The sequence below is a fragment of the Amycolatopsis sp. VS8301801F10 genome, assembly GCF_046195355.1.
Classification (GTDB): domain Bacteria; phylum Actinomycetota; class Actinomycetes; order Mycobacteriales; family Pseudonocardiaceae; genus Amycolatopsis.
Genome location: NZ_CP176065.1, coordinates 8,372,545 through 8,385,179, shown reverse-complemented (window position 1 = coordinate 8,385,179; position 12,635 = coordinate 8,372,545). Strand labels below are relative to the sequence as shown.

At 70.1% G+C, this 12,635-nt stretch carries 10 protein-coding genes; 6 read left to right on the top strand and 4 right to left on the bottom strand.

Annotated elements, in window-relative coordinates; translation table 11 throughout:
- Nucleotides 1-43: 43 nt before the first annotated feature.
- Both F9C11_RS38395 and F9C11_RS38390 read right to left on the bottom strand, forming a co-directional pair.
- Nucleotides 44-343 carry a hypothetical protein gene (locus F9C11_RS38395; protein ID WP_037809581.1) on the bottom strand — a complete coding sequence of 100 codons (300 nt, stop codon included), beginning with the start codon at nt 341-343 and terminating at the stop codon, nt 44-46.
- Between the two features lie 16 nt (nt 344-359).
- The gene (locus tag F9C11_RS38390) at nt 360-701 is read right to left on the bottom strand and encodes a WXG100 family type VII secretion target (protein ID WP_009074870.1); all 342 of its coding nucleotides are present in this window, start codon (nt 699-701) and stop codon (nt 360-362) included.
- Nucleotides 702-914: 213 nt separating this feature from the next.
- Here F9C11_RS38390 and F9C11_RS38385 point away from each other — a divergent pair, with 213 nt between their 5' ends.
- Together F9C11_RS38385 and F9C11_RS38380 are read left to right on the top strand one after the other, a co-directional pair.
- Nucleotides 915-1,877: a hypothetical protein gene (locus tag F9C11_RS38385; RefSeq protein ID WP_409182243.1), complete on the top strand. Its 963-nt coding sequence runs from the start codon at nt 915-917 to the stop codon at nt 1,875-1,877.
- A 49-nt stretch (nt 1,878-1,926) separates the two neighbouring features.
- Complete coding sequence (locus tag F9C11_RS38380) at nt 1,927-3,369, top strand: class I adenylate-forming enzyme family protein (protein ID WP_409182242.1); 1,443 nt, start codon at nt 1,927-1,929, stop codon at nt 3,367-3,369.
- Between the two features lie 52 nt (nt 3,370-3,421).
- On the opposite strand, the gene F9C11_RS38375 is transcribed toward F9C11_RS38380, so the two are convergent.
- Entirely contained in the window at nt 3,422-4,126 is a 705-nt protein-coding gene (locus F9C11_RS38375) for a S1 family peptidase (RefSeq protein ID WP_409182241.1), read from the bottom strand.
- Nucleotides 4,127-4,365: 239 nt separating this feature from the next.
- On the opposite strand from F9C11_RS38375, the gene F9C11_RS38370 reads away from it, so the two are divergent.
- A complete protein-coding gene (locus F9C11_RS38370) occupies nt 4,366-4,758 on the top strand; it encodes a hypothetical protein (RefSeq protein ID WP_409182240.1) in 393 nt (130 codons plus the stop codon).
- A gap of 601 nt (nt 4,759-5,359) precedes the next feature.
- Here the strand turns inward: F9C11_RS38370 and eccCa are convergent.
- Nucleotides 5,360-9,304, bottom strand: coding sequence for a type VII secretion protein EccCa (gene eccCa, locus F9C11_RS38365; protein ID WP_409182239.1), 3,945 nt, complete (start codon nt 9,302-9,304; stop codon nt 5,360-5,362).
- Between the two features lie 136 nt (nt 9,305-9,440).
- Here eccCa and F9C11_RS38360 point away from each other — a divergent pair, with 136 nt between their 5' ends.
- From F9C11_RS38360 to F9C11_RS38350, 3 genes are read left to right on the top strand one after another with little or no spacing between them, the layout of a single operon-like run.
- Complete coding sequence (locus tag F9C11_RS38360) at nt 9,441-10,217, top strand: WXG100 family type VII secretion target (RefSeq protein WP_409182238.1); 777 nt, start codon at nt 9,441-9,443, stop codon at nt 10,215-10,217.
- A gap of 27 nt (nt 10,218-10,244) precedes the next feature.
- Nucleotides 10,245-11,285: a WXG100 family type VII secretion target gene (locus F9C11_RS38355; protein ID WP_409182237.1), complete on the top strand. Its 1,041-nt coding sequence runs from the start codon at nt 10,245-10,247 to the stop codon at nt 11,283-11,285.
- Between the two features lie 3 nt (nt 11,286-11,288).
- Nucleotides 11,289-12,635, top strand: coding sequence for a WXG100 family type VII secretion target (locus F9C11_RS38350; protein WP_409182236.1), 1,347 nt, complete (start codon nt 11,289-11,291; stop codon nt 12,633-12,635).

Here is a 12,635-nt window from a genome sequence, read left to right as displayed (position 1 = left end):
GTGGGGGGTGGGCCCGCTCCGGACGACCGGCGTCGGGGCCGGATCAGGCGAACAGGCCCTGGTTGCGGTTCTCCAGCTGGTGCTGGAGATCGTGGGCGTCGCCGACCTTGGTGCCGAACTGCGCGATGATCGCGACGATGTCGGCGGTCGCCTGGCGGAGCCGGGTCTCGGACGCGCGCGCCGCCTCGCCGGCGGAGCTGCCCGAGGCGTACCAGGTCTGGGTGATCGGCTGCAGGTTCTGGTGCAGCTGCTCGAGCTGGGAGGTCAGCGCCTTCGCCTTCGCGGCGAGCGACGCGGAGCTGTGCTGCAGGGCCCCGAAGCTGATTTCTACGACGTCAGCCATGGTGTCTGGTCCTCTCTCAGGGGTTGAGGCGAGGGATCACGTTGCCCTCGACGGTGTGGCTGACGCTCTGGAAGCTCTGGTGCACGTCGGAGTCGCCCGCGTTGTAGTTCGCGTGGCTGGTGTGCACGAGCTGCGACATGGTGTCGAGCTCCCGGACGGCGGCGCCCATCTTCTCCTGGAGCCGGCGCTGCAGGTCCCAGAACGCGACCGCCTGGTCGCCCTTGTAGTTCCGCAGCGTCTCGGTCAGCTCGGACTCCAAGCTGGCCATGGTCGTCTTAGCGTTCGAAGCGGTTTCCTCGAAGCCCTGGACGGCGCGCGTCATGGCAGCGGAATCTGCCTGGAATCCCGGACTGGACATCTGACGGGCCACCTCCTTCCCTCTCGTGGAAAATCCCGGTGCGCGGCGGGCCGCGCGGTGTGAATGTCACGCTAGAAAAAGACCGGGTGTGGTCAAACGGCACAACTGCCGGTCGCTTTGACGGCACTATTACCCACAGGTGGGGTGCGCCCTACCGGCGAGACGGGGGACGACGCCAGTGCCCGGCGTCGCGCGCGAGACCAGGCTGGCCGCATGGCTTGCTGGGGATTACGGCTGTTCCGGCTGCACCGCCCGCTCGGCGTGCTGGCCGGGGCGATGGTGCTGCTGCTGGTGGCGTGCGGGTTCGGGCTGCTTCTGGATGATCGCACGCTCGTCAACGCGCCGTTGTGGGCGAAACCGTTCAAATTCGCGGTGTCAGTGGCGTTGTACGCGCCGACGCTGGCGTGGCTGCTGTCGCTGGTGCAACGCGGCCGCCGGGCCGGATGGTGGATGGGCACGGCGTTCGCGGTCGGGATGGGCACGGACATGGCGCTGCTGGTATGGCAGGTGCTGGTCCAAGACCGTCCGCTGCACTTCAACCACGCGACGCCGGCCGACGTGACGATCGGCAATCTCCTCGCCACCGGCGCGTTCACCGCGTGGGGCGCGACCGCGGCGGTGGTCGGGTTGCTGCTGTTCCAGAAGCTGCCGGATCGCGCGCTGACGTCCGCGCTGCGGTGGGGAACCGCGCTCGCGGCGGGCGGAATGGGACTGGCCTTGACGATGTTTTCGGCCAGCCCGGCGCAGCAGCGGGTGCTGGACGGCGGCGGGAAACCGGCGATGATCGGCGGGCACACGATCGGTCTCGAGGACGGCGGGCCGGGGTTGCCGCTGCTGGGCTGGAGCACGGTCGGCGGAGATCTGCGGATCACGCACTTCGTGGGGATCCATGCGATTCAGGCGCTGCCGTTGCTGGCGCTCGCCTTGGCGGCGTTGTCTCGGCGGTATCCGGTGCTGTCGAACGAACTCGTGCGGCTTCGGCTCGTGCGGACCGGCGCGGTCGGGTACGCGGGGGTCATCGTGATTACGGCGTGGCAGGCGATGCGGGGGCAGTCGATTGTGCGGCCGGACTTTTGGACGCTGGCCGCGACTGCCGGATTGGTCGCGGTGGTGGTGCTGGGCGGCGTGCTGTCGGCGCGGGTTCCCGATGAGCGGCATGCGCTGAGGGGATTCTGAGATCTCTCCGGTACCCCTTGGCGGGTTGGCCCGACGGGAGGACGGTGTGATGGCATTTCCCCAAGACCTGCTGGATTCGCTGCGGCGCGCGCCGGACGCGATCGCGTTCGAGCACGGGCGGCGGCGGGTGCGCCGGGGCGAACTGCTCGAACTGGTCGGCCGGTTCGCCGCCGGGCTGCGGGCGGCCGGGATCCGGCCGGGGGACGGGGTCGGGCTCGCGACTGGGGTGACGCCGGAGGGGTGGGCCGCGCAGATCGCGGTGCAGACGCTCGGCGCTCGCGCGGTCGGGGTGCGGCCTGGGATGCCTTCAGCGCATCTGGCCGCGGTGCTGGACGGGCTGGCCGCGGTGGTGACTGACGCCGGCTTCCCGGAGCTGACGGGAGTGCGGACGCTTCCGATCGGGCCGGAACTCCTTGCCGCGCATGAGGAACCGGTGCCGTGCGGGAAGCCGGAGGACGTGGGCTGGGTGGTGTTCACCAGCGGCAGCACGGGGGTGCCGAAGGGGGTCGCGTACCGGTTCGACGCGCTGGCCGAGTTCGGGCTTGAGCAGCGGGCCGGGGATTCGGCGGGGGACTATCGGCGGTTTCTGCTCTTCGGGACACTGAGCAGTGCGGTGATGGTGTTGCATTTGCAGGCTTGTTTGCTTGCGGGCGGTACCGCAGTGATTCCGGAGGGGTTGCCGGACTTTCCCTGGATATTGCCGCGGCTGGAGATCACGGCGGCGTTGGTGACGGTTCCCCGGCTGTACCGGATGCTGGATGTGCTGCGGGAGGAGGAAATCGATCTTTCCGGGCTGCGGATGCTTACCGTTGCCGGGTCTCCGGTGGAACCGGGGTTGCTGGCAGAGGGATTCAAGCGAATCGGGCCTGCGTTGCGGCAAGGGTACGGGCAGACCGAGACCGGGAAATTGACTGTGCTGGACGCGGCGGATGTCGCGAAGCATCCAGCGGCGATCGAATCGGTGGGATTGCCGGTCGAAGGGGTCTCGCTGGAGGTGCGGGACGCGTCGGGGAAGGCGGTTCCCGCTGGGGTGACGGGAGAGGTTTTCGCCCGTACCGCAAGGGCTTTCGCGGGCTACTGGCGCGATCCCTCGTTGAGCGCGACGGTGCTGGCCGACGGCTGGGTCCGCACCCAGGACATCGGGCGGCTCGACGAGAACGGGTTTTTGTATTTGACCGGACGCGCCCGGGACGTGGTGATCGTGAACGCGGTGATTCATTACACCGGGCCGATCGAGCGCGCGATCGCCGCGCATCCCGCCGTGGATCAGGCTTATGTCGTCGCGGTTCCGGACGAACGGACCGGGGAAGCGGCACACGCGTTCGTGGTCGCCGCTCCGGGGCGCACGCCGGATCCGGAAGAATTGCGAACGGCGGTCGCCGCGGAATTGGGGGAGGCCGCGGTTCCGGCTTCGTTCACTGTGCTGGACGAGGTGCCGGTCGCGGAATCGGGAAAACCGGACAAGGCCGCGTTGCGCGCCCTCGTCCGGTAGCCCCGCGGGGTTCCGGCCTGCCGCGCGGGGGCGGCAGGCCGGACCACGCGGATCAGACGCCCGCGGTTTGCTTGATCCAGTCCCGGCTGTTGGCGACGCTGGCGTAGTTCTGCGTGCCGTGTTCGTCGCTGCCGGAGTTCTCGCCGGTCGAGCAGACGCCGACCTGGACGCCGTCGGCCAGCTGCGGGCCGCCTGAGTCGCCGTGCCACGAGGAGCCGGTGACGCCCTTGCTCGCGATCGCCTTGCCGTTGAAGGCGTCCGTGCTTTCGCCGGTCACCTGGACGTCCGCGGTCTTCAGGGTGTCCGAGGGCGGGCTCTGGTCCTTGGTGCGGCCCCAGCCGTAGATCTGGTTGGTGGCACCGGTTTCCGGGTCCTTGTCGGCGAGCTTCATGTACGTCGTGTCCACTGCGGACTTGAGGTGCAGCAGCGCGATGTCGCCGTTCGGGGAAGCCTTCTGCTCGTCGACCGCGGCCTCGGTGCCCTGGCCCAGCGCGACGTCGCCGACCTTGACGTGCATGCCGCCCTTGTTCAGGCAGTGCTGCGCGGTGAGCACCCACTGCGAGGCGATGATCGTGCCGGAGCATTCGAAGCCGCCGTAGTCGGTGACGTCGTCCCAGAACACCTGGGCGCCCCACGGGGCCGACTTCACGGTGTCGCCGCCGATGATGTGCGTGTCGGCACTCGCCGGGACCGCTGCCCCGGCCCCGAACGCCATCGCAGCCCCGGCGACCACGGCCGCCGCTTTCGCGTAACGCATGGAAAATCCCTCCGCGTCGGTGGTGATTTCCCGACCGTAGGCAACATCTGGAAATCCGGTAACCTACGGAAGTCGGTCTTCGATCCACGTTTCGCGGAGCCTGCGGCCGGGACCCGGGTCGCTTCGAGCCGCCGGTAGACCTCGGCGCGGACTGCCTATGCTGGCAGGGCTGGAGGCAAGGGAGACCGGGGAGCGGGATGCATACGGTGACGCTCGGCGCGCCGCGCGGAGATCGTCTGGTGATCGCTGTGCACGGGCGGATGCATCCCGGCGCGGACGATTTCTGGGACGGTAACTGGCTCGTCAGCCCGATCGAGATCGTGGCGGGCGGGTTCACCGCGCGGCTGGACGCCGGGTTGCGGGCCAACGAGCTGCGGGAGTTCCGGCAGGAGCTGGCGGCTTGCCCGGAGTCCGGCGGCAGCGCGCGGCTGACCTCGCTGGAGGACTGGCTGGACCTGACGGTGACCGTCGAGGACGGCCAGGCCGAGGCGGAGGGCGTCGCGGTCGCCGATCATTCGAGCGGGAACCAGTTGACGTTCCGGATCGAGGGGATCGAGTACGCGCAGGTGGCGAAGGCGGTGGCCGGGCTGGCCGCGATCGAGGAGGCTTATCCGGTGCTCGGGCGTCCGTGAGCGGGTTGCCTCGCTGGGGGTCCGTTGGGGTTGATCGACGCGGCGGTGCCGTGGCCGGGTGAGACTGTTCTTGCCGGGGGGCTGCCCCGCCGGTGGAGCACGCCTGGGAGAGGCGGAGCGAGGTGCCCGCGGAATCCGGGGTGGGACGGCGGTTGGCCGCGATGGAATCGTTCGCGCGCGGAGAAGTGACCGGTCCGGCGTTCGCCAGGGCGTGATGGCCTGCGAAATCCGGTTGTACTGCCGGACCGGTGGGCTCAGTGCGGTTGCCGGGTTCGAGGCGTTGACGCTCAGCGGAGACGTCGAGTGGTCGGCGGTGGCGGGCGAAGTCGTTGGGGGACGTGGTTCCGCACGACGACGGCTCCGGCTTCGCGCCGGGCTGGAACCGCTCGCGGCGTTCGTGCGGACGAGGCTCGACAGTTCCGTGATGACGCATCCGGTGCACCGGGAATTGGCGCGGGTTCGTCGGGGCATGCCTGGTCATGCTGGAACGGGCCGGTATCCCGGTCGAAGACGTTCCGCCCCAGTGAGGTACCCGCGGAATGGGACGTGAGCTACTTCAGCCACCTGACCCACCAAGAGGTCTTCCTCGACTGACCCCCGCTCAGTCCTCCACCGGCTTGGTCCACGCCACCTGCACCAGCTCCACCCCATGCCGTCGCGACACCAGCGTCCCCCGGCCGGCCGGTTGCGGCGAAGGCTTCACATCGCCCAGCAGTGCGCCCTCTTCCTTGCCGCCGGACATGACCAGACCCGGCGAGCCCAGTTCCCGCACCCGCTGGATCACTGCCTCATACAAGCCCCGTCCGGCGCCGCCGGAAGACCGGGCCAGGATCAGGTGCAGGCCGATGTCCCTGGCCTGCGGCAGGAATTCCAGCAAGGGCAGCAGCGGGTTCCGTCCGGCGGTGGCGACCAGTTCGTAGTCGTCGATGACCACGTACAGGTCCGGGCCTCGCCACCACGAGCGGTTGCGCAGCTGGTCCGGCGTCACGTCCGGGCCGGGGAGGCGGTTGCGCATCGCGGTGGCGCATTGGTTCACCAGGTCGGTCAACGTGTTCTCGGCGCCGGCGTAGCCGAGCAGGTGCGGTTGGTCCACCACGCCCAGCAGGCCCCGGCGGTAGTCGCCGACCAGGATCAGGGCCTCGTCGGGCGTGTTGGTCGCGCAGATGCCGGTGATGAGGGCGCGCAGCAGGGAACTCTTGCCCGACTCGACGTCTCCGAAGGCCAGGAAGTGCGGGTCCGTCCGGAAATCCAGGTGGACCGGACGCAGGGTGGATTCCGCCAGCCCCAGCGTGATCCGGCCGTGCGGGGCGGCGGGCAGCGAGTCCAGCGGGACTTCCGGGGGCAGCAGGCGGACTTGCGGAGCACGCGGGCCGGTCCAGGCCGCCGACACTCGGCGGACCAGGTCCAGGCCGCCGGCGCCGACGGTTTCCGGGCGTTGGTCGGAGTCGATGCGCGGGAGAGCCGCGAGGAAGTGCAGTTTGTCCGCCGTCAGGCCGCGGCCGGGGCGGTCGGCGGGGACGTTTTGGGCTACCTTGCGGTCGATCGACGAGTCCGCCGGGTCGCCGAGGCGCAGTTCGAAGCGGGTGCTGATGGCGTCGCGGAGTTGCGCGCGGGCGCCGATCCACTGGTTCAGCGAGACCAGGACGTGGATGCCGAAACCCAGACCACGTTGGGCCAGCGCGGTGATTTGTTCTTCCAGGCGTTCGTACTCCGACCGGATGGTGGTCCAGTTGTCCACGAACAGGAACACGTCGCCGAACTCGCGGTCGTCGCTGCTTTCGGTGAACTCGCCGCGGCGGCTGCGGAAGGCGGCCATCGATTCGATTCCGTGCGCGGCGAAGAATTCTTCCCGCTGCTCCAGCAAAGTCACGAGTTCCGCGACGACTCGGCGGCAGCGTTGCGGATCGCGGCGGGTGGCGTAGCCCGAGACGTGCGGCAGGCCGGCGATCGGGGCCAGCGCGCCGCCGCCCATGTCGAGGATGAAGAACTGCACCTCGGCGGGGGTGTGGGTGAGCGCGAGCATCGCCGCGATGTCCTTCATCAATGTCGACTTGCCGCTTTGCGGTGCGCCGACGATCACCGCGTTGCCCGCGGCGCCGGAGAAATCCGCCCAGAGCATGTCCCGGCGTTGCTCGAAAGGCTTGTCCACCAACGCGACCGGGATGGTCAGCTTGCCGTTGCCGCCCCAGCCGAGCGGACACAAACCGCGGTGCGGGTCTTCGCCGATCGGGGGCAGCAGCTGGTCCAAAGTGGGCGGTTCGGCCAGCGGCGGCAGCCAGATCTGGTGCGCGGCCGGGCCGCGGCCTTCCAACCGGGACAGCATCGCGCCGATGATGGTTTCGCCGGTGCCCTTCTCCGGGGCTTCGGCGGCGGGTTGTTCGGCGACCGGCACTTCCACCGGGGCCAGGGTGAACGGCAGGACGCCCAGCTGCTGTCCGTCGGAGCGCACGATCCGGCTGCGTGGCGGGAGTTCGCCGGACACGTAGGCGGCTTTGAGCCGGATCAGGGTGTCGTTGTCGGACTTCAGGTAGGCCGAACCGGGCACCGGCGGCAGTTGGTAGGCGTCGGCGACACCCAGCACCGCACGGCTTTCCGCGGCGGAGAACGTCCGCAGGCCGATCCGGTACGACAAGTGCGAGTCGAGCCCGCGCAGGCGGCCTTCCTCGAGCCGCTGCGAAGCCAGAAGCAGGTGGATCCCCAGCGAACGGCCGAGCCGTCCAATCGCGACGAACAGGTCGATGAACTCCGGCCGCGAGGACAGCAGCTCGGAGAACTCGTCGATGATCACCAGCAGCGACGGCAACGGCTGCAGCGGCGCGCCGTCCGCGCGCGCCTTCTCGTAATCGCGCACCGACGCGTAGTTTCCGGCCGCGTGCAGGAGTTCCTGCCGCCGCAGCAGTTCGCCGTTCAGCGCGTCCGCCATGCGGTCGACCAGCGCGAGGTCGTCGGACAGGTTCGTGATCACCGCGCAGGTGTGCGGCAGGTTGGTCATGCCGGCGAACGTCGCGCCGCCCTTGAAGTCGATCAGCGCGAGGTTCAGCTTCTCCGACGAATGCGTGACGGCCAGCGCGGTGACCAGCGTCCGCAGCAGTTCGCTCTTGCCGGACCCGGTCGCGCCGATCACCAGCCCGTGCGGGCCCATGCCGCCCTCGGCGGATTCCTTGAGGTCCAGTTCGACCGGACGGCCTTCCGGGTTGACGCCCAACGGAATCCGCAGCCGGTCGCGCGCCGGGCGCGGGGCCCAGGTGACGGTCGGGTCGGTGTCGCGCGGGTCGCCGATGCCGAGCAGCCCGGCCAGGCCGAACGTCGAGGACATCGGTTGTTCGCTGACCACCGCGCCGCCTTGGTGCAGCGGCGTCAGCATCCGGGCCAGCGCCTCGGCCGCGCCGTGGTCGAGCCGGTCCGGCATGCCGAGGAAGCCGAGCCGGGCGTCGGTGCCGTCGAGCACGACCATGCCGAGCTGTTCCGGGGAGACGTGCAGGCTCAGCAACCGGTCGGTCGACGTCGCGCGCGGCTGGTCGCCGCCGATCTCCAGCACCGTGATCCCCAGCCGGCCCTCTTCGGCCAGCAGCCGGGGTTCGCCGTGGGAGTCGCCGCCGTCGACGACGAGCACGAGATGCGGCAGGTCCGCGGAGGGACCGCGGCGCGAGAACGCCGGACGGTCGCCGAGGTCCGGGCCGAGCAGCCGCGCCAGTTCCGCGGCGTTGTCGGCGAACAACCGCCGCGGGCCGGTCGCGTCGGCGAGCGCCGGAGCGGTGGCGTGCGGAAGCCACTTCGCCCATTCCCAGTCGTGCGCACGGTCCGGCGCGACGCAGAACGCCACCCGCAGGTCGGTCGGGGAGTGGAACGTGACCAGCTGCGCCAGCACCGCGCGGGTCATCCCGAGCACGTCGAACCGGCGGCCGGACAGCGTCGCGGCCGCATACGAGCGCAGCGAGATCGAAACCGGCAGGCCCTCGACGGTCGAGAAGGTCTGGATGAAGTGCTTGAGGTTGGTGGAGGAAACCGGGTCCAGCTCTTCCAGCGGCGCGATCTGCGGCGCGCGCAACGGCGTCGCGAGCGGCTGCGGGCCGGTGGCCGCGCGCACCGTCGCGAACGAGCGGTCGCCGCGGCGGCGGTCCCAGTGCTGGTCGGTTTCGACGTAGGCCCACAGGTCCGCCGGATCCGGCTGCTGCGCGATCAGCGTGGCGCGCTGCGAGTCGGCGACCGCGCGCACGCGCGTGCGAAGACCGGCGAGATACCGCTGGTAGTCGCGGCGTTCCTCGTTGATCTGCGCCTTCTTCGCCATCCCGCCGCGGCCGAGCGACATCACGATCATGCCGCCCATCGCGGTGACGAACAGCGCGCCGAAGATCCAGGTCATCACCCCGCCGTCGCGTCCGATGTAGACGAACGACATCGCGCCCATGCCGAGCATCATCGGCAGGAACATCATGAGCTGCAGCACGCCGCCGGAGCCGCTCTTGGGCAGCATCGGCGGGGACTGCAGCAGGATCTCCCCAGGCTGCTCGCCGAGCGGGCCGAGGCGGTCGCGGGTGGAACTCATGCCCCGTATTTTGGCCGCCCGCTGTCCGGTCGCGGTGGGTACTTTTGCCGTCCGCTCGCCCGGCGGCGCGAACTTACGCTCTGCGCAGACGCCCCGCACCGGTGCGTCGACCGCAGGAGACCGGGAAGGGAGCGCCATGGGCACGACCGGCGAGTACCGGGCCGAGCCGGAGGCCATGCGCTCCACCGTCGGCAACGTGGGCGCGGTCATCGCCCACGGCATCAACGCCGTCGCGGACCTGGAAAAACTCGTCCTGCAGCCGACGACGTTCGCCAGCTTCGGCAGCGTCGTCGCGGCGGCGAACGAGGCGCTGCACTCGCAGCAGGTGACCGCGGTGCGCTCGCTGCTGCAGCTGCTGCAGGAGATCAACGGCCTGGTCAAGCACAGCGCCGACGCTTACCAAAGCGCCGACGAAGCAGTGTCCGAGGGCTACGGCGGGGGCGGGAGCCACCCGGCGCCGTCGCTGACCTCGATCTGGGGAACCCCGCACGCGGCGCACCTGGCCGCGGCGGCGATCACCGACAGCGCCGGCGCGCACGGCGAACCGTCCTCGGTCGGCAACGTGCTGCGCTACCTCGGCGACGCGGACCTCGGCCGGCTCGCCGAACATCCGCTGACCGACGCCAGGTTCCACGGCGTCGCGGACTTCAACGAGTGGCTCGCCGGCGACGCCGACAACCAGGCGCGCGTCGGCCTGATCGAGGTTTATTCGGGCACCGCGCGCACTTTCGGCGACGTGCCCGGCGGCGTGCACAGCGGCGACGTCGTCGTGGTGGAGCCGCTGCTGCTGCCCGACCACCACCCGGTGATCGGCGTCGCCGGGGACGGCGGCGCGCTGTACAACCACGGCCCTGTCGATCCGGGCCTCGGCGGACTGGCCAAGGTCAGCGTGTACCGGCCCGCCTCCGTCTGACCCCGACCCCCGACCAAGTGAGGTCCGATGCTCTTCCCGAACTCCAGCGCGATGGACGCCACCGCATCCGGCGGCGGCCCGATCACCGTGCTGCCGCAGATCGTCACCGGCCAGCCGGAGCAGATCGCGAAGCACGTCCTCGACCTGCTGCACAAGGCCGCCGAGCTGACCTCGCTCTACACCGAGCTGAGCAAGGCCGCAGACCAGCTCGGCAAGGTCTGGTCCGGCGGGGCGTCGGAATCGGCGCTGCAGAAGATCTCCCATTCGCTCGACCAGCTCACGAAGATCATCAACGTGATCGAGAAGGGCGCCGAGCTGCTCGGCGTCTCGGGCACGCTGGTGAAGGCGGCGCAGGAGGCGTACCGGTCGGTGGTCGCGGCGGTGAACCCGACCGTCGCGTCGCTGATGTCGAACTGGTGGACCTACGGGGCCGCGGTCGCGCTTTCCACCGCCACCAGCGCCACGCTGCGCGGATTCATCACCGCGGTCGGCGGGCTGCTGAAGGCGCTCGGCGCGGGCGACCTCGCGAACCAGATCACCCAGGTCGCGACGATCATCGGCGACATCGAAAAGCTGTTCCACCACGGTTCTTCCGACGCCAGCGGCGCGGCGGGCAACGCGGCCATCTCCGGTACTCCGGTCAGCGCGCCGCAGCTTCCCGCGCCGGTCGCGAGCGCGTCCGGGCAGGCGGCGATCGGCGGCAGCGGCGGGGGAGTGCCCGGCGCCGTCCCGTCGTTCACGAACTACACGCCGCCGGCGTTGTCCCACGGCGGCGGCTGGTCCTCCGGCAGCGGGACCGGCGCCGGAGCCTGGCCGTCCGGCGGCGGAGCCGGAGCGGGCGCCAACCCGGGCAACAGCTGGATTCCGGTGGACCCGGCCCCGGCCCCCGCGCCTTCGGTGCCCGGGCAGTCGACCGGTGCGCACGAGGTCGTGATCCACACCGACCTCACCACCGGGAAGTCGACCGTCGAGGCTCCGGCCGGGCAGGACGTGGACATCGACGTCGACGTCACCTACCAGGGCAAGCACTTCCAGCAGCACGTCGACATCGACGCGAAGGGCGCGTAGCCGGTGGCCGTGGACGCGTCCGGAGTCGTCAGCTCGGTGCTGTCGAACTACCGGCAGGTGCTGGTCGAATACCAGCGCCGGGTCACCGGCGACCCGGCGGCGCTCGAAGCGGCGGCGAACCGCTGTGGCACCAACGCGTCCACGATTACCGGCAAGGCCACCGAAATCGCGGACGCTGCCACGGCATTGCACGCTGACTGGGACGGCGCTGCGTACACCGCGTACGCGACAGCAGCATCCGAGGTCGCGCACGCGTTGACCGAAGACGGCACGAAGCTGGCTGATCAAGGCAAGCGGCTGTCGATGGCCGGACAGCTGTTGCGGTGGGCGCGTTCTGGGGTCGACTCGGTTCTTTCGCAGTTCGATCAGTACGGCGCGCAGCTGATCAATCAGGCGCGTGCGGCGGATCCGAACGCGGTGGGCGCTTTCCTCGCCGCGGCAAGGGATTTGGGCGAGCAGGCGGTCGCGGCGGCCGGGCAGGTCGCCGACGAGCTGTCCGACGCGCTGGCGGAGTTGTTCCCCGCGCCGTGGGCCGGGCCGATGAGCAAGCCGGGCAAGCTGGGCAAACGCGTCTACGGCCCGTTGTCCTGGGTCAACGGCGACACACTCGACGGACGCAAACGGCCGCGTTCGGTACCGTCGTGGTTCGGCAATTCCGGCTGGAAGAAGCTGACGTGGAACGGCCTTGAAGGCACCCGCGCGCCGAAAAAGGAGAACACGCCGTTCGGACAGCCGAAGCAGAAGACCGCGATCGGCCGGGCCACCGAGATCACCTACTACAAAACCGCGCACGAGCAAGACGGCTTCATTCCGGAGTACGACGGGAAAATCTCCTCGCAGGGCTGGGACGCGAAGGCGTCCGGCCACGCTGAGCTGGGCTTCCGGGAGGACCTCGGGACCAGCGGAAGCTACGGTGTCGCGCACGGCAGCGCTCGCGGTTCGGCGTTCGCCGGCGGCGAGGTCAGCGGTTCGGCGCAATTCGGCGTGCACGGGCTTGGCGTGCACGCCAACGCTTTCGCCGGCGGCAAGCTGGAGGGCCAGGTCGCGGCGGATGTCGCCGGGGTCGGCGTCGGCGCGAGCGGGAGTGTCCAATATGGAATCGGCGCTCAGCTCGACGGCCAGTTCGTTTACGACAACGGCCATCTGAAGATGAACTTCAAGGCGGGCGCGGCGCTGGGGCTGGGCGCGGGAATCGGCGCGAAGATCGACATCGACCTGCCGAAGGTCGGCGCGGCGGTCGCCGAATACGGCGGCGCGGCGATCGACGCGGTCGGCGACGCGGCGGGCCAGGCGGCGGACGCGCTGGGCGGGGCTTGGGACGACGCCGTGCAGTACGTGGGTTCGTGGTGA

What these genes read in the sequence shown, in the direction of transcription:
- F9C11_RS38395 (WP_037809581.1), bottom strand. Translation starts at nt 343, where the DNA reads ATGGCTGACGTCGTAGAAATCAGCTTCGGGGCCCTGCAGCACAGCTCC.
- F9C11_RS38390 (WP_009074870.1), bottom strand. Translation starts at nt 701, where the DNA reads ATGTCCAGTCCGGGATTCCAGGCAGATTCCGCTGCCATGACGCGCGCC.
- F9C11_RS38385 (WP_409182243.1), top strand. Translation starts at nt 915, where the DNA reads ATGGCTTGCTGGGGATTACGGCTGTTCCGGCTGCACCGCCCGCTCGGC.
- F9C11_RS38380 (WP_409182242.1), top strand. Translation starts at nt 1,927, where the DNA reads ATGGCATTTCCCCAAGACCTGCTGGATTCGCTGCGGCGCGCGCCGGAC.
- F9C11_RS38375 (WP_409182241.1), bottom strand. Translation starts at nt 4,126, where the DNA reads ATGCGTTACGCGAAAGCGGCGGCCGTGGTCGCCGGGGCTGCGATGGCG.
- eccCa (WP_409182239.1), bottom strand. Translation starts at nt 9,304, where the DNA reads ATGAGTTCCACCCGCGACCGCCTCGGCCCGCTCGGCGAGCAGCCTGGG.
- F9C11_RS38360 (WP_409182238.1), top strand. Translation starts at nt 9,441, where the DNA reads ATGGGCACGACCGGCGAGTACCGGGCCGAGCCGGAGGCCATGCGCTCC.
- F9C11_RS38355 (WP_409182237.1), top strand. Translation starts at nt 10,245, where the DNA reads ATGCTCTTCCCGAACTCCAGCGCGATGGACGCCACCGCATCCGGCGGC.